Here is a 25,757-nt window from a genome sequence, read left to right on the forward strand (position 1 = left end):
TTATCTTTTTCCTCTTAAGAAAGTTTATTCAATAAGTATGATTTTAAATCTTTTACATTAATTCTTTCTTGTTCCATTGTATCTCTATTTCGTACTGTTACACAACCATCATTTTCAGTGTCGAAATCGATAGTTATACAAAATGGAGTACCTATTGCATCTTGTCTTCTATATCTCTTACCTATATTACCTGTTTCATCAAATGTTGCATCAAAATCCAATAAAAGATTTTCATATAATTTATAAGCTTCTTCTTTTTGTTGTTTTTGAAGAGGCATAACAGCTAATGAGTATGGTGCTAATGCATAAGGTAATTTTAAAACAACTCTTGTTCCAGACTCTAAAGATTCTTCATAGTAACTTTGACATAAAATAGCCAGCATTAGTCTTTCCACACCAACACTTGGCTCAATAACGTGTGGTATTATTTTTTTATTAGTTAAAGGGTCTAAATATGACAAGTCTTCCCCACTAAACTTTTGGTGTTGAGAAAGGTCATAATCTGATCTATGAGCAATTCCTCATAATTCACCAACTCCGAAAGGAAATTTAAATTCAATATCAGTAGTTTTGTTTGAGTAATGTGAAAGTTCATCTTCACTATGTGCTCTTAAAATGAAATTTTCTTTTTTAAGCTGAACTTTATTTTCCAAAAAATAAACTACTTTATTTTGTCAATAATCAAATCAATCAAAACTATCATCAGGAGAAAAGAAAAACTCTAATTCCATTTGTTCAAATTCTCTAGTTCTAAATATGAAGTTACCTGGTGTTATCTCATTTCTAAAAGATTTACCGATTTGTCCAATTCCAAATGGTAATTTCATTCTTAAAGACCTTTGACAATTTTTGTACTGAGTAAAAATACCTTGTGCAGTTTCTGGTCTAAGATAAACAATTGAAGAGTCATCTTCAACAACACCTTGATTAGTTTTAAACATTAAAGTAAACTGTCTTATATTTGTGAAATCTAACTTACCACATTTTGGACAAGCTATTTGCTTTTCTTGTATAAAGTTTTCTAACTCCTCGTTTTTCCAACCACCAACATTCATATCTGGAAACTTTTCTTCAATAAGTTTGTCAGCTCTTCATCTAGAATTACAATTTTTACAATCAAGTAAAGGATCATTAAAGTTACCTAAATGACCACTAGCTTTTCAAACATTACTATTAAGAATAATTGAAGAATCTAATCCAATATTATGAGGATTTCTTCTAACAAAAAAATCTCATCACATTTTTTTTAGTTTATTTTTCATTTCTGCACCTAACGGTCCATAATCCCATGAATTAGCTAAACCTCCATAAATTTCTGAGCCTTGAAACACAAATCCTTGCGATTTTAGATGTGCTATTAATTTATCAATTTCTAATTTCATTTCTTTTAAACTCCTTACAAATAAAAAAACAAACTTGATATCGTTTGTTGATTTACACACTATTTGTACCCTATTGATTGTCTATGTATACCTAGTTTTTGTCAACCTACTATAAGTGTTATTTATATAAATCGATGAACTTCTGGTTTAAGTTCGTAGCGGAAGTGTTCTTCAATAATTTTGAAGGTGGTATATAAAAGCCTAAATCATACTCGAAATAATCCAATAATATATTGTGTAAAACAATTAAATCATGTGGGTTATATTTCTTTTGTATGATTTCAAAAAAAGACAAACTATCGAAAGTTGTTATTAAATCTATGAAAGATATAGGTTGCTTAACTTCTTCGGGTCAAATACATTTATAACAAATTAAAGTTTTATTAGAATGTTCAAACCTAACAAAGCGATTATTAGTTTTTCTGCATCTACTACATTTTGAAATATGAAATTTATACCTGCTATTTTGAAGTAGAAAAAACAATAACATTAAGTAGTTTTTAAATGCATCTCTGTTTGACTCCATATTTTCCATACAAATTACTAATGCATCAAAAAACTTGTAGTTTTTTTGACCAAATTCGAATATTTGTTCTGTAACTTTCATAATTATTGAACAATAGACATAATTGGTGAAACTTTTTGTTATAGCATAATAATCTTTTATTAAGTATCCAGTTTTTAATTTACTATACTTATCGCTTCTCTTGGATTTGAATATTTCAAAATGACTATACGAGAAATTTTGAACAGAGTAGCTGTTTTTAGAGGTGCTTTTATTAACACCAGGAGCATATAAATTAAGTTTTCCATATTGTCTCGTAAAAACCATCAAAATTTTATCAAATTCTTCATAATCTTCGTTACTTATTACAAAAGCATCTATTTTAATAGCACTCATTTGAAGTTTTTAATAGCTATCCTTATCATAACCAAGTTGTTTTAATAAGGAGGCAGATTGTTTTCATTTTTCCTTAGTTTTAACAAACAACTCTAAATAAAACTGCTTTGTAAAAAGTTCTTCTAATTTTTTTCTAGATTCAATACCAATGGACTTGATTTTGCATCCTTTGCTTCCAATAATAATTCCTTTTTGACTAGTGCGTTCACATATAATAGATGCAATCACTTTTATAATATTTTTATTTTCTTCAAACTTATCTATTAATATAGCAACACTATGTGGAATTTCTTGTTCAGTTTGGAGCAATATTTCTTCTCTTATTATTTCACGTATCATGAATCTTTCGGGTTGATCTGTATATTGGTCATCAGGGTAAAACTTAACACCATTTTCAGGTAAAACTTCTTTTATTTTTTCTAGTAAAACATCCAAATTGAAGTTCATAGTAGAAGAAACTTTTATAATTTGAGCAAAGTTAAAACCTTGGTTTTTTCAATCTTTGATTTTAATGTCCATACTTTTTTCATCAACTAAATCTGCTTTAGTTATAATCAAAAACACTGGTAGATCTCTTTCTTTAAGAGCGTTTAGTACAAATCTATCATTTTCTCCGATAAATTCATCCGAAGGTGCTAAAAACAATATTAGGTCTACACCTTTAGTAGTTTGCAAAGCTACTTTATTCATATATTTACCCAACTCATTGTGAGGTTTATGAACCCCTGGTGTATCAACGAATACATATTGGCAGTCCTCTTTTGTTAGAATTCCATTAATTCTGTTTCTAGTAGTCTGTGCCTTATTTGTTACAATGGCTATTTTTTTAGATAATAAAGTATTAAGTAAGGTAGATTTTCCAACATTTGGTCTACCTATGATTGCTATGAATCCTGATTTAATATTGTCCACGTTTTTTTCTCCTTAGAAGCTAAATCGTTGTGGCAGCTTCTTTTAATTTATTATTTCTTTCTTCTAAAAATTCCTCAAATTCATCTTGACTTTCAAAACTATTAAGAACTATTGCTTTAATTTCTTCCCTATCTTTGATAGTTCATGTGTAACGAATCGATGCTTTAAAACTTAAAAACCAAGGTATAAAGATCGCAAGATATGCATAATAATATCTATAGCCACTAATGTAAGCCTTATTTTGTACCAAATATAAGCTATAAATAAATAAACATAACAAAAATGTTTGATTAACTCAATAAAAAATTAAACTTATTTTACTATATGGTATTACATAGGCACCTAGAAAAACTACATACCCGAAAATCAATATAATATATTTCATTACAGTAAAATTAGTATCAATAAACACATCACATAGTTCGAAAATTGAGGCCGTTAAGATAGCGAATCACCCTGCAATAATCATCCCTTTTCTAGATTTGATTTCTCCTGGGGTAACTCATGTTTTAAATACAAATGCGTTCTCTTTATCCTCTGTTTTTCTATATCTATCTACCCTAATTCATTCTCTATTAAGCATATTAACATCCTTAAATATAGAACACATAGGAATAAATGATCAAACTGCTATAAAAATGCAAAGCAATCATAACCATTGAGTTTTTAATACTTCCCAAATGAAAGAAATATTTTTAAATGAATGAAGTAAACCTGTTCAATCTAATATAAATATAAAACTTCCATACAATAAAGCTTCTGAAATAAATAGTAGGTTAAAAAAGACGGTGTAAATAGTTGTACCAACACCCATAGTCATATTCAACATGACAATTAGAACAGTTGATAATATAAATATATGGTAAATTTGTATGTATATATAACTATTTAAGACTGATAATTGTTCTTTATATAGTCAAGACATAGCCTCATTACTTATAAGCGAATTATTATATTGCTTACCAACAATAAATCTTGCATATAAAAAGAATGCAATTCAAAGACATTGAAATATCATAGCTCAAGTAGCCTTACAACAACTACTTAATCTAGCTAAATAATCTCCTTCTGAGACCATATTTACATATTTTGATTTTAAAAATCTCTTTGTGAAAACTTCACCAAGTTTACCCTCAATATTTTTACTCATATGTCCCATATTTTATCCTCCTACGTGATGAATATATTGATGAATATAAGTAAAAAACCAAAAACACCAGTGCCGATTGAACACCAAAATACAATCACATAATCCTTTCATACTTTTTCTTTTTTAGCTAAATTTATTCTTCGTACTTCATCATTAACAACAGTTTTCACTTTGAAAAATTCTAAAAATTTATTAATACCTGTACCAATAAAAGCTATAAAAAACATAACTCATATTGAAACAATCCCAGAAGATTTATCCATAGACTTCATATTAGTTAATCAATATCAAAGATCAAATAGAGATCCACCCATAATAATTCCGATAGTTACAATCCATATCAAAAAGTGAACTAACGACTTATTATTGATTGTTTTGTGTATGAACCTTTTTGCAAATAACTCATTGAAATATAATACTAATTCTCTTGAGTTATATTCCATTGCACCTCGGAATATAGTTTTTGCATAATCAACATCTCTGTATAATCTTTTTTTATCTACACCTGTTATTTTTGATAATTTTAAATCATATTTCAACTTTTCAAAAAGTTTTTCGCCATCAACTTTCGTGTGTAAACGACCATTTAGTATTTTACGATGTAACATTGAGAAATAAAATGGTGATAAAACTATTATAACAAGGCCAATAATTGACAAAATATCTGTTACTATTGTATTTTCTTGAAACATTATAATTTCTCCTTGTTTACGAGTGACATATTATTCATTATATAAAAAAAACTAAGAAAATTCTTAGTTATTTTATTCTTATTTGATATTTAGTTATCTTAAAGTAATAATATTGATTATGTTAATTAACTTTCACCAAGAACATAATTTATTTTATTGAGCTCGTAGGTTGAAACTAATGTATTCAATAGTTGTCTAAATTCTATCAGGTTACTTCAATGTCTTTTTTCAATGCACAAACATTTTTTTCTGACAATTTCACATATATCGGATAAAGCCTTAACTTCGTCTTGACTGAATATCAATGGTGTTTTGAATTTTATTAATAAGCAAGCTTCGAAAAGAAGACAAAATAATTCTCTGGAATACTTACCAAATGTGTGATTCATTGTATTATCAATATAAAAATATAGTAATGTTTGAATTGTAGAAAAATAATTATCTCCACTACTTACTTTTTTAAATAGCTTAAATAAGTCCTTCAAAAATTTATAACCAGAGGGCTTAAGAATATTAAATCTATAAATCATTCTTTTTGAAGGATCAATGTTGGAGTAAACATTTCGCATATCATGAATCAATCTTACTTTTCTATACTTATAATTTAATTTGTTTTCAATCTCAAAAATAATTAGTTTTTTTACAAGTGTTCAAGAATTTAATAAATTATAAATTTCTTCTTCAAACAAATCTTCTTTATCATCTTGTATGCCAGTATTATTAGAAATGAAGTCTTCGAATTCCTCTCACAAGAAAGTTCTACCCTCTAAATAGGACAAATTGCATAAAATATTATTGTCAATTTTATCTCAAGGTATATCATAAATATTCTTACTCATTAAGACCTCCACTAAAAATCAAAGTTTTCTTTATTAATTTCTAAATAATATTCTGACTTATTAATTCATAAATTAACATATTGTCTGAATATCGTATTTTCAATTCATCGATTTTGCGGTATAGTTGAGCAAATCTCCACTGTTTTAGTATGTTGATTATATATTTCATTAAAAAACTCGTCTTCATCTATAAAGACTAGCGGTGATACATCTTTAAATATCAATAGTCCTTCAATAAGTGAAAAAATAAATGGGTCCGTAAACTCACCTAATGGTTTTTTGATACATTGTTCGATAAAAAAAGTTGCCATATATTCTAAAGTAGATTCATGACTTTCTTCAATTGATAAATGTTTTAAGACATCATTGATAGACTGGATGAATTCTTTGCTTTCATCCGATTCACCTAAAAAATAATCTCTATAAGTTTTTTTTGGATCTAATTTTGTATAAACGTCTAAAAGTTGACTAATTTCAATTGTTGATTCCACATTTTTACTTTCAATATTGTATTTAGTTTCCAATATTAATTCTTTTAAAGATTCCCAAGACTTTGCCATATTAACAATTTCATCTTCAAATCCATGATCTTCATTTGGGTCTAAAAATTCTCTATTAATTATAAAATCGTTAATTTCTTGAAATGAGCAAGGTATTCCCAAAATCATAGCATAACCGCTAATTGCTCTTGCGCCTATTTCATTTCAAACAATAGGTTTTTTAAAGAGATTTAAAGTTTTAGTAGCCATTTTTCCTCCGTTAAATTAAAACTACACTGAAGTGTAGTTAAATTTAATTATTAATTTATTTTATAGGACTTTTAGTTAAAATGTTAACTTACAAGCTATTTTTTGAAAAAAAATAAGGCAGAAACGAGTTCAATGTAAATTCACCTAAAAAATTATCAGCATTATAAACCCACATTTTTTGTTCTGGTTCAAGCAACTCCATCAATGTTTGTCTACAAGTACCGCAAGGTGAACCAAAACCCTTAGAATCAGTGTATAATGCTAAAAAATCAACATCATTTTTGTTATAACCCTGTGTAACTAGTTGTGAAATTGCTGTTCTTTCTGCACAAATAGATGGGTTATATGCAGCATTCTCAACATTAACCCCTTTTATTTTTTTGCCATTTTTTAAATAAATGATGCAAGAAACCCTAAAATTTGAGTATGGAGAATACGAAAAGACCCTTAGTTCCTTTAATTCTTCATATACTTTGTCGAATGTATAACTCATAACTTACTCCTTTTAATTGATCATACTTGATATTTTTTCAATTAACATCGGTAGATAAATCAAAAATCCTACAACAACCGAAATAAATGCATTTATTATACTAGCAGCAGCACATATATCTTTTATTTTTTTTGCTTGTATATTATATTCAAAGCTTAGTAAATCTACAAAATTTTCTATAGAAGTGTTAACAAATTCGAAACCAATTAAAACACCGATTGTAATCAAAATTATAGACCACTGAATGTAACTTAATTTTAATCAAATTCCAAATCCTATACAGAACAAAATAGCGAATAAGTACACAATTAAAGTGGATTCTTCTTTAAATGCAGTAGCAATCCCTCTTGCTGCATTTCCAAATTTGTTTTTAACTCTTATTCCAACTTTGGATTTTTTCTTAATTTTATTCGACATAATTATCTCCTATGAAATTTATTATACTATTTTATATTTAACATTTATTTTATTTAATATTTTATCCGTAAGCGCAAACATAATTTTTTCATCTTTATCACTCAACTCGTGATCATAGCCTAAGATATGTAACAATCCATGAACAAATAATCAACACATTTCAGTTTTAATGTCATGATTGTATTGGTCAGCTTTTCTTTTTGCCTCTTGATAAGTTATAAAAATATCACCAATTTCCCTAAAATCTAATTGCTCATACAATCCATAATCATCATCAATCGGGAAAGAGATAACATCTCCAATATAATCTTTGTTACGATACTTCTTATTCAATTCAAGTGATTTTTCATCTTTTATATAATTAATAGACATACTTAAACTATTATTAATGTTAAGAACATCTTTTGTGATTCTCACTAACTGAGAAAATACAGATTCATAGTATTTTAATTCTTCGCTATTATCATCATAAATAAAATTTAAATCGTCCATAAAGTCACCAAATAAATTATATCAATTAAAAGAAACTATTTAATAGGTATTTTAGCAAAGATATTTTTTCCTTGTATAACCAAATTTTACCATTCAGTTTTTTTATATTACTTACAACCTCTTCTTTTATTGTTAATAAACCATCTTTATACTTTAAAACTTCATTACCAAAGTTCTGGTAACCATTCATAAATTCCACTTTTACCGATTTAATATTTGAAATATTAATCTTCTCTGTTGTTAAAATATATGGTTCTTGGACTACTTCACCTGTTTCTTTCATTGATTCTTTGATATAAATAGTAGCTAAAGAAACATCGCTTTTTTTGATAAAAGATAAAACTCCAATTAAACTTATTGTAACTACAATTGATAAATATAAATACATTAAAACCCTATTAGAGATATTACAACACCAAACTTTCTTCAAATAAATTCTGATAATCAAGATTATGATCTGTCATTATAATTAAACTATTTTTTTTAGACTCTATAAATTTTTCTAACAACACTCTTGCTGTTTTACGATCAACATTACTTAAAGGTTCATCTATCAAATAAACCTCTTTCTCCACAAAAAACAAACCTAAAAAATTAATCATTTGCCTTTGACCTTTACTCAAGTTGCTCCCATTATCAACTATTGTTTTGTGGATGTCAATATTATGAGATTCTAAAATTCCTAAAAAATTCATATCCTTAAAGTAGTCGATATTTATATAATTCTGAAAACACTGTAGATTTTTTCAAACTGTATCATTGAATAAATAGTCATATTGTCCTATGTAACAAATTTTTGAGGTTAATTTTTCTTCATTTAATAGAGAATGACTAACATTGTTATATGAAACCTTGCCCTCAAAATTTTGAATATTACCTGAAATTAATTTGAGTAAACTAGTCTTTCCTGATCCTGAATTACCTTTTATAAAAGTATTTTTATTAAACTCAAAACTAACATTTTTGATCAAACAGGACTCATTTTTGAACTTGTAAATATTTTCACATTTAATTGAAATTATTTTACTATTTAAGCTCTCAATTTTCTTGTCAATACTTCTATCAAAAATGAACTTAAGCTCACTAGAAGCAATTTTTATCTCTTGATAGTTGAATATTAATCCTGCTAGTGAATTAGTAAAACTATTTATATAAAGCGAAATAGAGATATAAAACAAAAGTTCATTAAACTTATACACATTATTTGTTATCATATACGCAGAAATATAAAAAATAACAAGAAAGAAAAACTTACTTAATAAGCTGGATGTCAGACTATTCAAACTCGTTTGATTATTAGACAACTTACTTATGTTATTAACTTCGCTGAAGTTGTTTTCAATATTTCTTGAAAAATATGAAGACATTTTTTTAAATTTTATCTCGTTATATCCATCAATAATTTCTCTAAACATTGATCCAAAAATTATATTCTTTCTCTTAGCCTTAATACTAGTATCTCTAATGAAGTAAAAGAAAACAAAGGATAAAAATACCGATACCAAGTTTTCTAGTAAAATGATTGCTAATAATAAATTTGAAATCATAGAAAGCATTATTAGTGACATAAAGAAGAGAACAAACTGTATTGGGATAGTCAATGTAGTTTGCACAATGAATGACGACATTACATTTATATATTTAAGTTTGTTTAGTCATTCTTCTTTCGAAACAGAACCAAAATCTTCTATGTTAATGCTTAATATTTTATCCTTATAAAAAATGAAAATTCGCTTATTCAGGTCGGATTGTATATAAAAAATTATTTTATTTACCACAAAATTAATAACTATTTGAAAGACAAACAAAAGGCTAAATGCCAAAAAAACTTTTTTAAGATCATCAAAATCCTCTAGACCTATATTTAAAGAGTAAATTTTTAAAAAATTATTTGATAATAATATCGAAAGATTTAAAAACAAAGATATAAATAGAATCATTAAAATCTCTTTCAAATAATAACCAAGTAACTTATATCATGATATTAATTTGTTACTATTAAAAGTAATCCTCTTTAAAAGACTTGTTGTAGAAAAATAACCCTGATAAACAGACGCCAATTCTTCTTTTTTGACTCATAATATATCATTTTTATCTGGGTCAGCTACTAAAAAATGATTTTTTTTCTTTTTATATACAATTACATAATGTTCATCCTTATTGGCATTCAAAATATTTACAACTACTGGATTAGATATATCAAGCTGTGAGAACTCTTCGAATTCACAATAAAAAGACTTGAATTCAATTTTATAAACTTCTAGTAATTTTTCAATATTATGCAAGCTCATTTCACTATCTTCTAAAGTATTCTGGAAACGTAGTTCTTCAATAGAAAAGTTCTTTTTGTGATAATAGTTTATTAACATCGAACTAACAGCTAGACCACAATCTTTTGCACTTTTTTGTTTTACAAATTTAAGCTCCATAAATACCCCTTAGATATATCGTCACATAATTAAATTTATTGCAAAAAAAAAAAAAAAAGTTTAAAACTTTATTGCAAACCTTATAAAATTTATGTCTTCGTATCTAAGTTTTACTTTTTTTGGTTTTCCTTTAATAAAAAAGGAGAAAGTATAATATTTTGAATCTTTATCATAAGCATCTAAGTAAGCATTAAATTCATTAACTCCTTCAAAACTGATATTAGATTTGACAAAGAAATAGCTTCCGATATTATTTATTAGAATTTCTTCTTTTTTAACTTGGCGTTCAGCACCAGCACTTGATACTTCTAATATATAATTATCGGTTATGATATCCTCTTGATCTAATAAATTAGAAATTTCCTCATTTGCGCTTACAAGTAGGTCGAAATCTATGAACATCGATTTTTTATCGATGTTCTCAACTAAAACTTGTAAAACATTTGACTCAAAATAAAAAATTCAATTTAATTCGTATAAATCAAATCCATATTTCTCCAAAATAATCTCTATATTTTTTTTATATTTTTCTTCAATAATTTTCAATGACATTTTTAAATTTCCTTACCAAAGTTATTTTATCTTAAAAACTAGAAACAAAAAAAGCCTTTTAAAAGACTTTTTAAAAATCGAATGCAAGTTGCTCATCATCTTTTAGATTATCTGTAATTTTCAACTTAGCAAAAATTTGTAATTGCGTTTGGGTTACTTGAGTTCGTTGTTTTAAGTCATTGACACTTGTAATTTGTCTTACCTTTCTAGCGTTAACTATTGAATTAGCAACTGCTTCACCCAAAGAATCTATTACATTGAAAGGCGGATATAGTATTTTTTTTCCGGTTTCTTGGTTAATTACTGTTTTAAATCTCGTACCATCAGAAATATTAAAATTGATATTTTCCATTGTTATACCCCTTGCATACATTTCAAGAAGTACTTCAAAAGTTGTAATAAGCCCTACTTCTTTTGCAGAGACAGGCATTTTATTAAATAGTCTTTGTTTAATATCTTCTAACTTAGACTTAATTGCCTCAGGTCCTTTTATGGTTGTTTCTAAATCAAAAAAATCTGATCTTGTAGAAAATCAAGTTGCATAATACTCTTCTGGATAATAAATTTTATATCAAGCAACTCTGTATGCCATCAAAACATAGGCAGTTGCATGCGCCTTAGGGAACATATACTTTATTTTCAAACAACTATTGATATATCAATCAGGAACATTATGTGCCTTCATCATATCAATTCATTCTTTGTTAAGCCCTTTTCCTTTACGAACGCTTTCCATAATTTTAAAACTTGTAGATGCATCTAAATTCATTGACATCAAGTAAACCATTATGTCATCTCTACAACCAATTACAGTAGATATATTAGCTGTTCCATCTTTGATCAAAGATTGAGCATTACCAACATAGACATCAGTACCATGACTCAAACCAGAAATTTGGACTAAATCAGCGAATGTTTGTGGTTTAGTTTCCTTCAACATATTTCTAACAAATTGAGTACCAAATTCAGGTAATCCAATGGCCCCAGTTGATTCACCAAGTAATTCATCTGAATTTATATCTAAAGCTGACAAATTAGAGAATAATGAGTAAACTTTTTTATCATTTGTAGGTATAGTTATTGGATTTACACCCGTTAAATCATATAACATTCTTAAAGCGGTAGGGTCAACATGACCTAGAATATCCATTTTTAATAAGTTATCATGAATTGAGTGGAAATCAAAATGTGTTGTTTTTCATTCACTCGTATCATCATCGGCTGGATAATTAACAGGTGTGAAATCTTCAATTTCATATTCCTTAGGAAGGATAATTATTCCTCCGGGGTGTTGACCTGTTGTTCTTTTTACACCAGTACAAAGATTAGCTAATCTTTCAATTTCAACTTTCCTAATTTGAGATTGATTTTCGAATTTTTTTTCAAAATAACCCATTGTAAATCCATAAGCTGTTTTATCTGCCACTGTTGAAATTGTACCGGCTCTGAAAACATTATTTTCTCCGAACATTTCTTTGGTAAAGTTATGAGCAATCGGTTGATATTCACCTGAAAAGTTTAAATCAATATCTGGTACTTTATCACCATCAAAACCTAGGAATGTTTCAAAGGGAATATCATGACCATCACCTATCATTTCGTTGTTACATTCTGGACAAACTTTTTTTTCTAAATCATAACCACATTTCACTTCTGGTGGTGTGTTAAAGTCAGAATATTTACAATTTGGGCAACGATAATGTGCTTTTAAGGGATTAACCTCTGTTATATTCGAGGTTGTTGCTACAAATGATGAACCAACAGAACCCCTACTTCCAACTAAATAACCATCTTCGTGACTTTTTTTAACTAGCAAGTGACTTATTCAATATACAACAGCAAAACCATGTTTTATGATTGACTCTAACTCTTTTTGTAAGCGTTTTTCCACAATTTCTGGTAACACTTCTCCATAAAGTGATCTCGCATTTTTATAACATTCATCCTCAAGCATTTTATCAACGTCCTCGATATTCGGTGGAAAAGAACCAAACTTAATCGGGCATATACCTGAGTCAATAACTTCTGCAATAAGATTTGGATTAGTAATTACAAGTTCTCTCACAAGTTCTTCATCATCAAGCCATTCAAACTCTTTCAACATTTCAGAAGTAGTTCTTAAATGTTGATCAGGATTATCTTTTACTCTTTGTTTGAAATCATACAACGGATGATATACTCCACCTAGTCCTTTTGTATTGATATAAATATCACGAATGATTTTCTTATCAGGGTCAACGTAATGTGCATCACTCGTAGCTACAACTAATTTATTCAAATTCTTAGCTTCAGTAATTATAAGTTTTAAATAAAATTTCAAATCTTTAAGAGTTAAATCTCCTACTTGTATTAGTTTTTTATAGACACTCAAAGGTTGTATTTCAATATAATCCAATAAACTTATTGCTTCACGTAGCATTTTTTTAGTTCCTGTACGTGCATAATCAAAAACCATCCCATTAACACAACCATCACCAATTAGTATGTTATTTCGGTTTTTAAATTCTAAAATAGCACTTTTGAATATTTTTGGACTACCTAAGAAGTTTTTTGTATGAGATAACGAAATTATTTTATATAAATCTTTTAGTCCTTCTTGGTTTTTGGCAATGATATTTAAGTGATGACCTCTAACTCTTTTATAATTTTCTTCTTCATAAGGGTTATTTCTGAACAAGTCTCAATCACTATCAATGTCAATTGGTCTTATTTTTTTTGCATCACTTCACATATGTTCGTAAAGATTAGTTAGAACCTCAGCATCGTAATCTGCACGGTGGGCAATTTTTTCGTCATATAATATTCCATAAGCCTTAGCAACCGTTCCTAATCGATGGTTCTTTAACTTTGGTTTAAGACTACGTGCAAGTGTTAAAGTATCAATTACTGTGTTTTTTAATTCTCCATATCCAAACTTAATGGCCAAAACATTTAAGAAATTAAAGTCAAAGTTCGCGTTGTGAGCAACTAAAATTCCATCTTTAATTATTTCCATTATGTTTCCTATTTCTGATTCGATTGTATTTTTATCTTCAAGCATTTCATTTGTAATATTAGTTAAATCTGTTGTGAACTTCGAAATAGGTTTTGATGGTTTAATTAAAATATCAAACTTTTTAGAAGTCCCATTTTTATAATCGTAAACATTGGCTCCAAATTCAATTATTTCGTCATATTCTGGTGATAAACCTGTTGTTTCTAAGTCAAATACAACAAATTTAGCTTCTCTTAGTTTAGTTTGCTTAGGATTTTTTACAAATCAGAAATCGTCATCCAACATAACGACTTCACTTCCATAAATTAATTTTAAATCTTGATCGCTTTGAATAGAATCATTTGCATTTTTTAACGCCCAATAGGCATCAGGAAATGATTGGACATTTAGGTGGTCTGTAATAGCAATGGCTTTTCAACCCCATCTTTTAGCAGTTTCAATATATTCTTTTACAGAACTAACACCATCCATTGCACTCATTTTGGTATGAGTATGAAGTTCCACCCTTTTATCAACTGCATTATCATTTCTTAAAACTGTTTTTGATTCAATTTTCTGAAATTTATCTATGTAAAAAATATAGTTTTTTTCATATTCTGAGTAAATGTATTTTCCGTTAAAAGCTACTCAATCATCTTTGTTTATCATTTGATCTTCATAACCCGCAAAAAAACTTTTGTTATCATCAGTACATTCATCAAAATAAGTTGGATTAGAGTCTGATTGAAAAAAGACACACAAAACTGATGATTTACCATCTGTTATTGGAAGGTGGTATATTTTTCTTCCGGTTTTAGAAACACGAGCACTTTTTGAAATTAATTGACCATGTATTGTGACATTTTGAGCATTTTCTTCTAAATCAGCAATACTCTCATAAGTTGGAGTTTCTAAAAGAACTTTAGTAGATTTATATTTAGGTTTTTTTGCAACAACAGTTGTATTTTGTCTTAAATGATTTTCATTATAAAACGAAGCATCTTCGTACATTTTTTTCACTTCATTCAATGCATTTGACTCTAAATCATTTTTAACAATAACAGATAAGTTGATATTTGTAAAACCGTACTTGATCAATTTATTCTTATAGTAATCAGAATGCATATCGAGAAGATTTTTTTCTAATTCATTTTCAGCATAAAAAATAACCGTTCTATTAACAACATTGTATTCTATTAGTTTTGGAGAAAGAGTTTTAATTGTACCCGTCTTGACTTCAGCTTTTTTGTCTTTTATGTATTCTATATAATTTCAAATTAACTCTTTATTATAGTTTGTATTTTCAACTTGTAAGTTTAGTTTAGTTGGTAAAAATGTATTGTTAACTAACTCTGATTCTAATCTTTCAAGTAAAATAATCGGCAAAAAATCTTTAAGTTTAACAAATATGCGTAACATTTTTAAAGAATTTATGAATTCAGATTTTTTATATAAATGAGCATCCTTAAAATAAAGAGTTTCCTCTTCACTTAAAAAGATACTTAATTTATCAAAAAACTCCTTCAAACTTTTATCCATTTTTCCTCCAAATAGTTAAACAATAAAATCTTTTATAGTAACAGCGATTAATAATCCCAAAAATAAGACCCCACCAATGGTGTAAATAATAATTTTGTACTTTTGAGGAATTTCTCTTCTAATAATCATTTCTATGAAAAGTTCCACAACTTTGTAACCATCAAAAGGAGGGAAAAACATCAAATTCAAAATAAATAAATTAGCACTAATCATTGCAACATATAAGAAAAATTGATCTGCGGATTGCAACATTGTCGCCGTTTGTCCAGCTATTCCAATTGGTCCTGAAAGTTGAGAAAAATGTCCAGTAAATATCATACCTAGTGATTTGATAATCGATAATGATTGATCAAATGTTTCTTTTCAACCCGCAAGATAAGCTTCGTTTGATGATTTATAAAATCTATCGGGCGAAGCAATACCAACATTTTGTCCAGATTCATAATATAAATTGTCATTTATATCCGTACTTGACATTTCAGTAATTCTTCCATCTTTGTAACCATCTAAGGCTAAACCTGAGAATTTATCTACTTTTTTATATTGGAACATAATTTGTACACTTTTATGATTTTCACCACGTTTCAAATTATCGATAAAATTATAGACCGTTTTTTTGTAATCGACTGCTTGTTGAGAACTTATCTCATTAATCTTATCGTCGCATTTTGTTGTTTTATCACAAATATTATCAAAAATAAATTCATTTGAATCAAAGTCCTTTAAAGTTCAACCTCAAATAACATATTGTTGATTGATATCGACTTTATCTGTTTTGAGAAGCTTTTTTTCTTCTTTTTCAATCAGTTTATATGCGATTTTATTTTGGTCATATTTAGCTCCGAAGTAAGACATATCATTCTTTTTAACTTGGGTGCTGGCAAATATTATTGTAAATAAAAGTAATGCAATAAATAAATTCATTAGTGGACCTGCAATAATGAAAAAAAATCTTTTTCATCTAGCAATATAATCCATCTGTCTTTCCTTGGGTACAACCACATCTTCGCGGTCTTTTGGTGGATCAACTTTATCTGATGCAATTGAACAATAACCACCTAACGGGAATGCTCTGATTGATATTCAAGTTTCTTTTCCCTTAAAAACAAATATTCTTGGTCCAAATCCAATCGAGAATTCATATACATATGCCTTAGATAATCTGGCAACAATAAAGTGTCCGAACTCATGTATTGTTATTAAAGCTAGTAATGCAAAGATTCCAACAAAAAATCCAAGCACGATCATTAGACTACTCATTTAATTTACCTCATTAATTAATTGTATTGTTTTTTTTCGTATTTTTGAATCAAAATTCGAAATATCTTCGTATGTATTCAATATTATATTCTCCGTATTCTCAAATACTTGTAAAACAATTTCTGTAATTTGATTAAATTTTAACTTATTGTGCAAAAAATAATCAACACATATTTCATTTGCTGCATTCATCGCAATAGCTTTTGAGTTTTCCTTACCAAGAATTGATAGTGCCATTTTAATTGGTGGAAATCTTTTTTGATCTATCTCACTAAAATTTAAACTTAAGTTTTTTTGAAAACTTAAGTTTTTTTGTCCTTCAAAATTAGTTCTCAATGGATATTCAAGAAAATAATTGATTACTTGCTTCATATCTGGCACCGACATTTGTGATATTATCGAACCATCAGCATAACCTACCATAGAATGTACAATCGATTCAGGATGTACTAACGTACAAATATTTTTAATTTTGAACAAATGAAATGCTTCAAGAATTTCAAATGCTTTATTAAACATAGTAGCGCTATCAATAGTGATTTTAGCTCCCATGTTTCAATTTGGATGATTCAAAGCTCTTTCTAAAGTAACATTTTTAGTTTCCTCAAGTGAAATATTTCTAAACGGACCACCAGAAGCTGTCAAATAAAGGATTTCTGGTTTATTTTTATCATCGAGACATTGAAAAATAGCACAATGTTCTGAATCTAGGGGGTAAATTTTAGCCTTTTCATAATTAATTAATAAATTCGAGATTAAATCACCCGCAACCACAAAAGATTCCTTGTTGGCATTTAGAATGATTGAGTTTTTCTTAATTGCTTCTAGGGTTACTTTAAGACCAAAAAAACCTGATAAAGCATTAACAACAATATCATGTTTTAAAGTCAATAGTTTACAAATATCATCATTTATAAATTTTACATTTGGAAACTCTTGTTGTCATTTTTCTGGATCTTGTGAAACGTAAATCATTTGAATATTTGGAAAAGTAGCTATCATTTCTTTCAATTTCATTGTATTGTTACCAACGCTTAAACCAACTATTTCAAACTCGGTTTTTTTAAATGATAAGACATCTATTGTTTGTTGACCGACATTTCCCGAAGCCCCAAATAAAATTAATTTTTTCATCTATACGAAAACTATTATCAAAAATAGAACAGCAAATGATAAAATGACCGAGTCCATTCTATCTAAGAATCCACCATGTCCTGGGATGATTTTTGAAAAATCCTTAATATTTGCGCTACGTTTAACTCATGAAAAGAGTAAATCACCAAACAAACCAATTATCGGAAATAATAAGCTAAAAATTACATAAAATGCTATAACAGTGTAGTTATTACCAGATCTTGATTGTAATTCAGAAATAGCTGAATTAAATGGTTTAAAATCTGGTAATAAATATAAAAATATTACAGAATAAATTATTCCAAATACTGTTGCACTAGATAAACCTATTAATGCACCTTCTCAAGTTTTTTTTGGACTTATTTTAGGAGCTAAAGGTGTTTTACCTAAATTAACTCCACCAATATATGCAAAAGTATCAGCAAATATGATCATTAACCATATTCAAACCGCTGTATTAAATGAATATTCAGGGGTTGTGTTGTAAGGTCTTTGCAGATCTAAAGAAGTTATTGTAAAAGCTTTCATCCCAAATGTTATCAGTAAACAAATTACAAAATTTATTCCTGTATTTTTAAACCCTATAGACTTATCTAGTAATCCTAAAATGATGTAGAAAAGAAAAATCATCGGGAAAAGTAAGGTAAATTGTCAGGTTGCAAATCAGTTGTCCATATTTAATAATCGATAAAATGAGAAATTATATAAGTCTTTTGACACAGGGAATAAATATAAAATCACATTTAAACTTATTAATATTAGTTGTTGATATCACTTTTTAAAACCTAATGCCCTATTTATTTCAAAAATACTGATCGCTAGTACTGCAATATTCATTAATATTGAAAAATAAGAAGCAATTTCAATATTTTTTGAGTTCGGTAGATAAGAATATAAGGCACCAGTTAAAACATATAAACTTAATAGTATCAACAAAATAATAGCAGACAAAGTTCTAACTTTTAAAACACTCATACCTGTTGTTGTTTTAAAACTAACATCTAGGTTTTTTTCTTCAGAATTATTGTTGTCTTGCATTTTATTTTTCATAACTACTCCTTAATTGTTCCAAATCTTCTATCTCTTTTATAATAATCCTCTATCGCCTTTTCAAAATGTATTTCATCAAATTCTGGTCAGAAAGTAGTTGTGAAATACAGTTCTGCGTATGCTGCTTGTAGTAGCATAAAGTTACTTAAACGCTTTTCGCCACCAGTTCTAATCAAAAAATCAATATTTGGTGAATCTTTCGTATAAAAGTACTTACTAATGTCATTATATTGTAGATTATCAACATTAACATTGTTTTTTTTGATTTCTTGACACAAAGCCTTCAAACTGTTTTCTAATTCTTCACTAGTTCCATAATCAATAGCAATATTAACAACTATTTCATTTAAGTTTGCTGTCTTTTTTTCAATATTTTCAAGATATTTACGAGTTGCATTAGGAACTTTTGTTCTTCTTCCAACCCAAACTATTTTGATTCCCTCATCGATAAATTTTTGTTGTTTTTCTTTGCTAAATATTTCTCCTGGAAACTTCATTAAATACTTAACCTCAATATTTGGCCTGTTTCAGTTTTCAGTAGAAAAACAAAATAAACTTAAAAACTTAATATTATGTTTTTTTGCAATCATAATAATTGAAAATATTTTTTCCATACCAGCTTTATGTCCGTATGTTCGATTTTTATTTTGTAACTTTGCCCAACGACCATTGCCATCCAATATAATTGCTACATGATTCAATTCTTTCATAGAAATTACTTATTTTTTGTAATTTGCAATGATCTTAGTGGTGTTGTTAAATATTCATATCCTGATACTGTTACTAAAATATCATCTTCAATTCTAACTCCACCAAGACCAGGGATGTAAATTCCTGGTTCAACTGTGACACACATTCCAGGTACTAATGGTTTATCACCCGCAACAGAATTATAAGGTTCTTCGTGAATTTCTATACCCAAACCGTGACCTGTTCCATGAGTGAAATATTGTCCATAACCCTTTTCTTCGATATAATCGAAACAAATTTTATGAATTTCTTTACCTAAAACACCTGGTTTTATTGCATCAATACCAGCTTGTTGAGATTCATAAACTATTTGATAAATCTCTTTCATTTTCACATTTTGATCATTATAGATTGCAAATGTTCTTGTCTGGTCTGAACAATAACCATTATAATAGCAACCCATGTCCAAGGTTACAAAGTCCCCTTCTTCAATCACTTTATCTGTTGGCACAGCGTGTGGCTTACTACCATTAACTCCAGAAGCAACAATTGTATCAAAACTTAATTTTTGTGCTCCGTTTTTCAAAAATGAGTCACTAACAAATCTAGCTAATTGCAATTCAGTAATACCTGGTTTAACATAATTTAAAACTTCTAAAAATACCTGATGTGTTATCTCACAAGCTTTTTTAATTTGTTCAATCTCTCAACTATCCTTAACCATTCTTACAGCTTCAAAGTTATATTCAACTAACTCAGCATCTAATAATTTAGCAAACCTTTTGGCTTCGTTGACAAATACTCAATCTGACTCAAATATTATTTTTTTGATATTATTCTCTTTTATTATATTGTTTATCAATTGAAAAGGATTTCCAAAACCAACAATCTCATCAATATTCAATAATAAGTTGCTTTCCTTAGCAGCAGTAATATATCTTCCATCAACAAATAGATATCTTTTATTTTTTGTAAATAAAATATATCCTAACGAAGATGGAAATCTTGAGAATCAGTATCTATTTTGGGGAGAGTACAATAAAATAGCCTCCGCATTGTTTTCTTCTAATATTTTTAATAAAAGCTCTTTTTTCATAATATATTCCTCTCATTTAGCTTAAAAAAAAGAGACACAAAAAGCATCCCTATTTTTTTTGTTTATGTACTTGATGTGCATTACATTTAAAGCAATGTTTTTTTACTTCGATTTTTTCTTTTCTTTTGTCATTCTTAGCAATATAATTTTCTTCTTTGCAAATTGAACAACGTAAGATAACTCCTTCGCGCATAGTAATAGCCTCCTTGGTTATTTAAGATATAAGCAAGTTAATGATATCAAAAAAAACTATAAAATATAACATTTTTCTTATTTTTTTGTATATATATCTGTTTAAAAACGTTTCTTTTTTTTACTATAAATTAATTTATAGTTTTAAAACCCTTTTAATATTCTTCAAGACAAACTTATAAAGTGTATTATTAACACATATATAATGAAATTTGTATATGAGGAGGAAAAAAATGAAAAAATTATTAAGCTTGTTAGGGGCTTTGTGTATAGTGGCATCAACCGGTGCAACAGTTGTTTCTTGTGGAAATAATGAAATAGAAGAAAAAAACAAGAAGAAGGAAATAAACCAGAGGGAAATGGAACTGAAGGAAATAAACCAGAGGAAAAAAATGAAGTAAAATCAGTAAATCTTGTCAGAAAAAAATAGATCAAAAAGCAGGAACTACTACTGTAAAAGTAGAATTGAATAAAGAATTATTGTCTTTAAATAAACTTACTGTAGTAAGTTACAAAGGTAACTCTTCAATTTTAAAAATTGGTGATTGTATGGCTAGCAGTAAAGACAATAAATTATATGGTTTTAAAATCACTTTAAAAAATGATTTACCAAAAGAAGATACTACAGAAAAATGACAGTTTATTTAAATGGTGAAGAGACCGATAAAAGTGTAGAATTAAAAATTTTAAAAAGAACAGATTTTGATTTAAGTAGTATTGAAGATTTTATTAATGGGAAAGGAACTATTGGTAATTTCAACTCTTTTTGTAATAAAGGATTTCTTTCAATTGAACCTAATAGAATGAATGATAAAAATTATATCGAAGAAGCTGCAAAATTATATCTTAAAAATGTTTTAAACTTACCAATAGTTAAATTGATATTTAATTTAAATGTCAACACAATTATTAATATGATAAATATAGATTATTTAGATGCATCAAATAATGTAGTCACAGACAACGGACCTATTGCATCTATAAACATTACAGTTAAGGAAGGTCATAATGATGAAGTAGATGATTTCCATATTGTTGGTAAAGCTAATGTAAAACTTGCAGAACAAAAAAAAGTATTACAATTAGTTACCAAATTTGAGTTGGGAGAAATAAATGTAGAAAATGTAAGTAATCAAAAACAATTAAAACAAGCTATACAAACAAAATTATTAGAAGAAAATAATAACGAAGAGTTAACTACCGCTTTTAAAAATCAAGATATTGAATTAGACAATGTTCAATTGAACGAGGAAAAAACCTTTGGATTAACTAAACTTAAATTTAAGTTCAATAGTTCAATCCAAAATGATAATGATATAACATTTAATTTTTCAATCGCGAAAAATCAAGTAAATTAAAATCAGTAAGAAGCAAAGAATTCTTTATTCACGTTGGCTAGACCAACGTTTTTTTTATTTTATATTTTTGAATAGAAAAAGAGTTCAATTTATTTGGTTATGTTTCTATTTTTAAAAAAAGTGAGTTTACAATTATAATTATTTAGACACTTATAACAATTAAATGTAAATTTATAAATGTTATTAAATAAATATATGTAGTCAGAAAAATTGAATTTTTACAAATTTTTATTTAAATTATTTACCAACTTTAACTTTTTGTGTAAGAAATTTAATATTTTATAAAGAATTTACATTGAAAGTAATAAATTTAAATCTTTTATTATTAAGTAACATATAAGAACTGGAAAAAAATAAATAAGTAAGTTTCTTCATTATTTTGTAGTACTTATATCAATTAAAACAAATCTAACTAAGATTTACATAATGAATCAAACAATGATCAAAGATAGGATTCAAATTTGAAACAGTTGATATTGTAATATACGAAAAAAACTACCTAATTTAAAATAGTTTAATTTTGTACCAATTAAAACAATAAATTATAGTTATAGATTATTCGCATGTTATTTTACTGTGCAAACAACTTTGTAAACTTATAATTGATAATATATTAAATATAAGTTTAAATTCTGAACAATTTGAATGAATTAGCTTGTTATACGATATTTATATCACTTTAATCCTTTAATAGTAAGAAATAAATTATTTTGAGGAATTTTAAATATTTTGTTAACGGGGTTATTTTGAAGAACATTTAAAATATGTTTTAGAAGTAAACTATATTTTTTCCTAAAAATCAGTTATAAAAAAGTATTGCAAATCCCTAAATAATAATGACAATAAAAATTAGAAATGATGTATAAAAACTCTAATACAACATTATTTAATTTTAAAGTTTTATATATCAAATAATATTTCCCATTATATTGTTATTGGTTGTAAAGCTAATGTAAAAAATACATAAAAAAGAAAATAAACACAACTAATAACTAGAGCATTCAGAGAAACCTAAAAAAGGTTTTATCAAAGAAAAAAGGTTTAAATATAAGACTTTTCGTATTTTTTATATTTCTATTTAAAGTTATACATATTTTAATTTAAATTAATTTATAGTTTTAAAAAGTATTTTAATGTTCTTATAAAAATACTCAATAGTAGTATTATTAACATATATATAATATTTTTATATATAAGGAGGACTAAATATGAAAAAATTAATAAGCTTGTTAGGAGCTTTGGGTATGATAGCATCAACAAGTACAACAGTTATTTCTTGTGGAAATAATGATTCAGAAAAAAAACAAGAAGACGGAAACAAACAAGAAGAAGGAAACTCAGTTGTAAAAATAACCATAGATGAGGATAATATTAGTAAGAAGTCTGGTACATCAATTGTGAAAGTTGAAATGAGCAAGGAATTAACCAATACTAAAAACCTTACTTTAACAAGTGATAAAGGTGATTCTTCAATTTTAAAAATAGCTGATGGTGTCGCTAACAGTAAAAACAATAAACTATACGAGTTTAAAATTACTTTAAAGGGTGATTTACCTTTAGAAGAGATCACAGAGAAATTGGTTGCTAATTTGAACGGAAAAGCAACAGATAAAAGTGTTGAATTATTAATATCACCAAGAGCTGAATTTGATTTAGAACTTATCGGAGAGTTTATAGGTGGCGAAGGAATTTTTGCAAATTTTAACCCTTTTGGTAACAAGGGGTATTTGTCTATTGACCAAGGTAATATGTCAAATAAGGATTTTATTAAAAGTTCAGTCAAAGAATACGTAAAAAACGTTTTAAATTTAGAATTAGTTCAAATGATAATAAAATTAGACGTGCAAGCAGTTTTAAATATGGTGGAAATAACTTATTTAAATGAATCAGAAAAAGAGAGTGCTGAAAACGAAGCTGTAGCATCAATTAAAATTAAAGTTAAAGATGGCCACGCAGATGACATTGATGATTACCATGTTGTTGGTGAAGCTAATGTAAAACTTGCAGAAAAGAAATCTTTAGATAGTATGATTACGGAACGTAGTTTAGGAACAATTACAGTATCAGGTCAAAATAAAATAGAAGATGATATTCAAAAAGTATTGCTAGAAAAAAATACAGATGTTTTTTTAAAAAACTCTTTTGTTAGCAAGGACTTAGAAATTGTGGAAACAAACTTAAATAATAATAAAGGAACTGCTAAATTAAAAATTAATGAAAAATTTAATAATATATTTAACGAAAAAACAACCAATATAGAATTTAATTTTGAAGTAAATCAATAAATACTGACGCTAGAATTACTAGCGTTTTTTTGTATTAATATTTATTTAAATTATTTGAAAATTTATTATTTAAAATATGAAATATTTAATGTGTTGATTAAGAATTATTATGTTATTAACTTATAATAAGCCTATATTTTAAATTTGTGTATAATAATTCATTTCATGATTAGCAGATTGTTTTAATTACTTCACTTATATTATTTTAATAAATTCTTTTATATCTTATTACCCTTTTTTAGAAAATATATAAAGTTTGGTATAAAAATGTGTAAAATAATATTGATATTTAGGAGTGAATAAATGAAAAAGCTTATCAGTGTACTTACTGCAACTAGTTTAATAGCATCATCCACTGTTTCGGTAGTTGCTTGTAGTAGTAACGCTAACTTTAGAGAATTTAAATCATGAATAAAAAACGAAGATAGTTTTTTATTATACATTGGAGCGAAAGATTGTGATTATTGTCAACAATTTGAAGATACATTAAAAATGACCAATAAGGAGTTGGAGAACCTATTATTGGAAGCTAATAATAAATATAATTCAAAGCATTTAGATGAATCTGATATTAATAATGGTAATTTAACCGATTTTGGTCGAAAAATAAAGCACGATAAAATAGATTACCATCAATTTGTTATAGATGAAAAAGCAAACAATTGAAATGAAAATTGAAGTAAAAATATTTACAATTGAATCGTAGAACAAATAGTAAGAATTTATATAAAAGTAAGGTTTGAAACAAAACCAGAAATTGAAAGCAACTACAAAAGATACTATAAGATTGCCGAGGATAAGGTTAAAACTTACTTATCTTCAAATAGAGGAACACCTTTCTATCTTTTAGTTAGAAATGGTAAACTGGTTTTCTGAGAAGTTGGATTTGAAGGTGCAACAGATAATAAAAATTATTCAGAAAATTTGAAAAAATGATTTAAAGTTTTTGATGATGCACTTAATCAAAACGAAATTGAGAATCAAATAGCAGAAAAAGTAGATGGTTCTAAACCTTCAACAGATAAAAAAGAAAATTTATCAAGTTTTAATAAATTTGAATATAATTTAGACTTTAATAAATACATAAATAGAAATTAAATCGAATAACCTAAGACGATATTCAAATTGTCTTAGGTTTTTTCATTCCCCTGATTAAAAAACTTTTAGTAAT

The 25,757-nt window shown here is 27.0% G+C and carries 25 protein-coding genes; 5 read left to right on the forward strand and 20 right to left on the reverse strand.

Translation table 4 applies throughout. The features are described 5' to 3' along the window. Positions 1-14: 14 nt before the first annotated feature. From AAHM92_RS03590 to rpmG, 20 genes are all read right to left on the reverse strand, one after another. Positions 15-1,382, reverse strand: coding sequence for a glycine--tRNA ligase (locus tag AAHM92_RS03590; protein WP_500222044.1), 1,368 nt, complete (start codon positions 1,380-1,382; stop codon positions 15-17). Between the two features lie 118 nt (positions 1,383-1,500). Next, a complete protein-coding gene (gene recO / locus AAHM92_RS03595) occupies positions 1,501-2,283 on the reverse strand; it encodes a DNA repair protein RecO (protein ID WP_500222046.1) in 783 nt (260 codons plus the stop codon). A 9-nt stretch (positions 2,284-2,292) separates the two neighbouring features. Further along, on the reverse strand, positions 2,293-3,195 hold the full coding sequence (gene era, locus AAHM92_RS03600) for a GTPase Era (RefSeq protein ID WP_023789730.1): 903 nt from the start codon (positions 3,193-3,195) through the stop codon (positions 2,293-2,295). A gap of 19 nt (positions 3,196-3,214) precedes the next feature. Then, on the reverse strand, positions 3,215-4,354 hold the full coding sequence (locus tag AAHM92_RS03605) for a hypothetical protein (RefSeq protein ID WP_500222047.1): 1,140 nt from the start codon (positions 4,352-4,354) through the stop codon (positions 3,215-3,217). Positions 4,355-4,365: 11 nt separating this feature from the next. Further along, positions 4,366-5,037: a hypothetical protein gene (locus tag AAHM92_RS03610; RefSeq protein ID WP_500222049.1), complete on the reverse strand. Its 672-nt coding sequence runs from the start codon at positions 5,035-5,037 to the stop codon at positions 4,366-4,368. A 125-nt stretch (positions 5,038-5,162) separates the two neighbouring features. Next, a complete protein-coding gene (locus AAHM92_RS03615) occupies positions 5,163-5,876 on the reverse strand; it encodes a hypothetical protein (RefSeq protein WP_500222050.1) in 714 nt (237 codons plus the stop codon). A gap of 11 nt (positions 5,877-5,887) precedes the next feature. Then, positions 5,888-6,625, reverse strand: a complete 738-nt coding sequence (locus tag AAHM92_RS03620; RefSeq protein ID WP_500222052.1) for a hypothetical protein — start codon at positions 6,623-6,625, stop codon at positions 5,888-5,890. A gap of 88 nt (positions 6,626-6,713) precedes the next feature. Then, positions 6,714-7,118, reverse strand: coding sequence for a cytidine deaminase (gene cdd, locus AAHM92_RS03625; protein ID WP_500222053.1), 405 nt, complete (start codon positions 7,116-7,118; stop codon positions 6,714-6,716). 12 nt (positions 7,119-7,130) lie between these two features. Next, on the reverse strand, positions 7,131-7,535 hold the full coding sequence (locus AAHM92_RS03630) for a diacylglycerol kinase family protein (protein WP_023789742.1): 405 nt from the start codon (positions 7,533-7,535) through the stop codon (positions 7,131-7,133). 21 nt (positions 7,536-7,556) lie between these two features. Next, positions 7,557-8,027, reverse strand: coding sequence for an rRNA maturation RNase YbeY (gene ybeY, locus AAHM92_RS03635; protein WP_500222055.1), 471 nt, complete (start codon positions 8,025-8,027; stop codon positions 7,557-7,559). A gap of 25 nt (positions 8,028-8,052) precedes the next feature. Beyond that, positions 8,053-8,415, reverse strand: coding sequence for a hypothetical protein (locus AAHM92_RS03640; RefSeq protein ID WP_023789746.1), 363 nt, complete (start codon positions 8,413-8,415; stop codon positions 8,053-8,055). Between the two features lie 19 nt (positions 8,416-8,434). Then, positions 8,435-10,456, reverse strand: a complete 2,022-nt coding sequence (locus tag AAHM92_RS03645; RefSeq protein ID WP_500222057.1) for a cysteine peptidase family C39 domain-containing protein — start codon at positions 10,454-10,456, stop codon at positions 8,435-8,437. Between the two features lie 60 nt (positions 10,457-10,516). Then, positions 10,517-11,008 carry an LSm family protein gene (locus tag AAHM92_RS03650; RefSeq protein WP_500222059.1) on the reverse strand — a complete coding sequence of 164 codons (492 nt, stop codon included), beginning with the start codon at positions 11,006-11,008 and terminating at the stop codon, positions 10,517-10,519. A gap of 70 nt (positions 11,009-11,078) precedes the next feature. Further along, positions 11,079-15,521, reverse strand: a complete 4,443-nt coding sequence (locus AAHM92_RS03655; RefSeq protein ID WP_500222061.1) for a PolC-type DNA polymerase III — start codon at positions 15,519-15,521, stop codon at positions 11,079-11,081. A 15-nt stretch (positions 15,522-15,536) separates the two neighbouring features. Next, positions 15,537-16,781 (reverse strand): RIP metalloprotease RseP, encoded by a 1,245-nt coding sequence (rseP, locus tag AAHM92_RS03660; protein WP_500222063.1) that lies wholly within the window; start codon positions 16,779-16,781, stop codon positions 15,537-15,539. Further along, on the reverse strand, positions 16,782-17,915 hold the full coding sequence (gene dxr, locus AAHM92_RS03665) for a 1-deoxy-D-xylulose-5-phosphate reductoisomerase (protein ID WP_500222065.1): 1,134 nt from the start codon (positions 17,913-17,915) through the stop codon (positions 16,782-16,784). Continuing rightward, on the reverse strand, positions 17,916-18,965 hold the full coding sequence (locus AAHM92_RS03670) for a phosphatidate cytidylyltransferase (protein ID WP_500222067.1): 1,050 nt from the start codon (positions 18,963-18,965) through the stop codon (positions 17,916-17,918). It abuts the gene before it with no gap. Positions 18,966-18,967: 2 nt separating this feature from the next. Continuing rightward, a complete protein-coding gene (gene uppS, locus AAHM92_RS03675) occupies positions 18,968-19,675 on the reverse strand; it encodes a polyprenyl diphosphate synthase (protein ID WP_500222068.1) in 708 nt (235 codons plus the stop codon). Between the two features lie 5 nt (positions 19,676-19,680). Next, positions 19,681-20,751, reverse strand: coding sequence for an aminopeptidase P family protein (locus AAHM92_RS03680; RefSeq protein ID WP_500222070.1), 1,071 nt, complete (start codon positions 20,749-20,751; stop codon positions 19,681-19,683). Positions 20,752-20,800: 49 nt separating this feature from the next. Next, the gene (rpmG, locus tag AAHM92_RS03685; RefSeq protein ID WP_023789764.1) at positions 20,801-20,944 is read right to left on the reverse strand and encodes a 50S ribosomal protein L33; all 144 of its coding nucleotides are present in this window, start codon (positions 20,942-20,944) and stop codon (positions 20,801-20,803) included. A 232-nt stretch (positions 20,945-21,176) separates the two neighbouring features. Here rpmG and AAHM92_RS03690 point away from each other — a divergent pair, with 232 nt between their 5' ends. The 5 genes from AAHM92_RS03690 (at position 21,177) to AAHM92_RS03710 (ending at position 25,684) form a co-directional block, all read left to right on the forward strand. Next, positions 21,177-21,344 carry a lipoprotein gene (locus AAHM92_RS03690; protein WP_500222072.1) on the forward strand — a complete coding sequence of 56 codons (168 nt, stop codon included), beginning with the start codon at positions 21,177-21,179 and terminating at the stop codon, positions 21,342-21,344. Positions 21,345-21,408: 64 nt separating this feature from the next. Further along, positions 21,409-21,591 carry a hypothetical protein gene (locus AAHM92_RS03695; protein WP_500222074.1) on the forward strand — a complete coding sequence of 61 codons (183 nt, stop codon included), beginning with the start codon at positions 21,409-21,411 and terminating at the stop codon, positions 21,589-21,591. Next, positions 21,576-22,301, forward strand: coding sequence for a hypothetical protein (locus AAHM92_RS03700; RefSeq protein ID WP_500222076.1), 726 nt, complete (start codon positions 21,576-21,578; stop codon positions 22,299-22,301). Before AAHM92_RS03695 ends, AAHM92_RS03700 begins: the two co-directional genes overlap by 16 nt. A gap of 1,208 nt (positions 22,302-23,509) precedes the next feature. Next, positions 23,510-24,586 carry a lipoprotein gene (locus AAHM92_RS03705; protein WP_500222078.1) on the forward strand — a complete coding sequence of 359 codons (1,077 nt, stop codon included), beginning with the start codon at positions 23,510-23,512 and terminating at the stop codon, positions 24,584-24,586. Positions 24,587-24,889: 303 nt separating this feature from the next. Then, on the forward strand, positions 24,890-25,684 hold the full coding sequence (locus AAHM92_RS03710) for a lipoprotein (protein ID WP_500222079.1): 795 nt from the start codon (positions 24,890-24,892) through the stop codon (positions 25,682-25,684). The last annotated feature ends 73 nt before the right edge of the window (positions 25,685-25,757 follow it).

Origin of the sequence: Spiroplasma endosymbiont of Melanargia galathea, from assembly GCF_964031075.1 — a bacterium.
GTDB lineage: Bacteria > Bacillota_I > Bacilli_A > Mycoplasmatales > Mycoplasmataceae > Spiroplasma_A > Spiroplasma_A apis.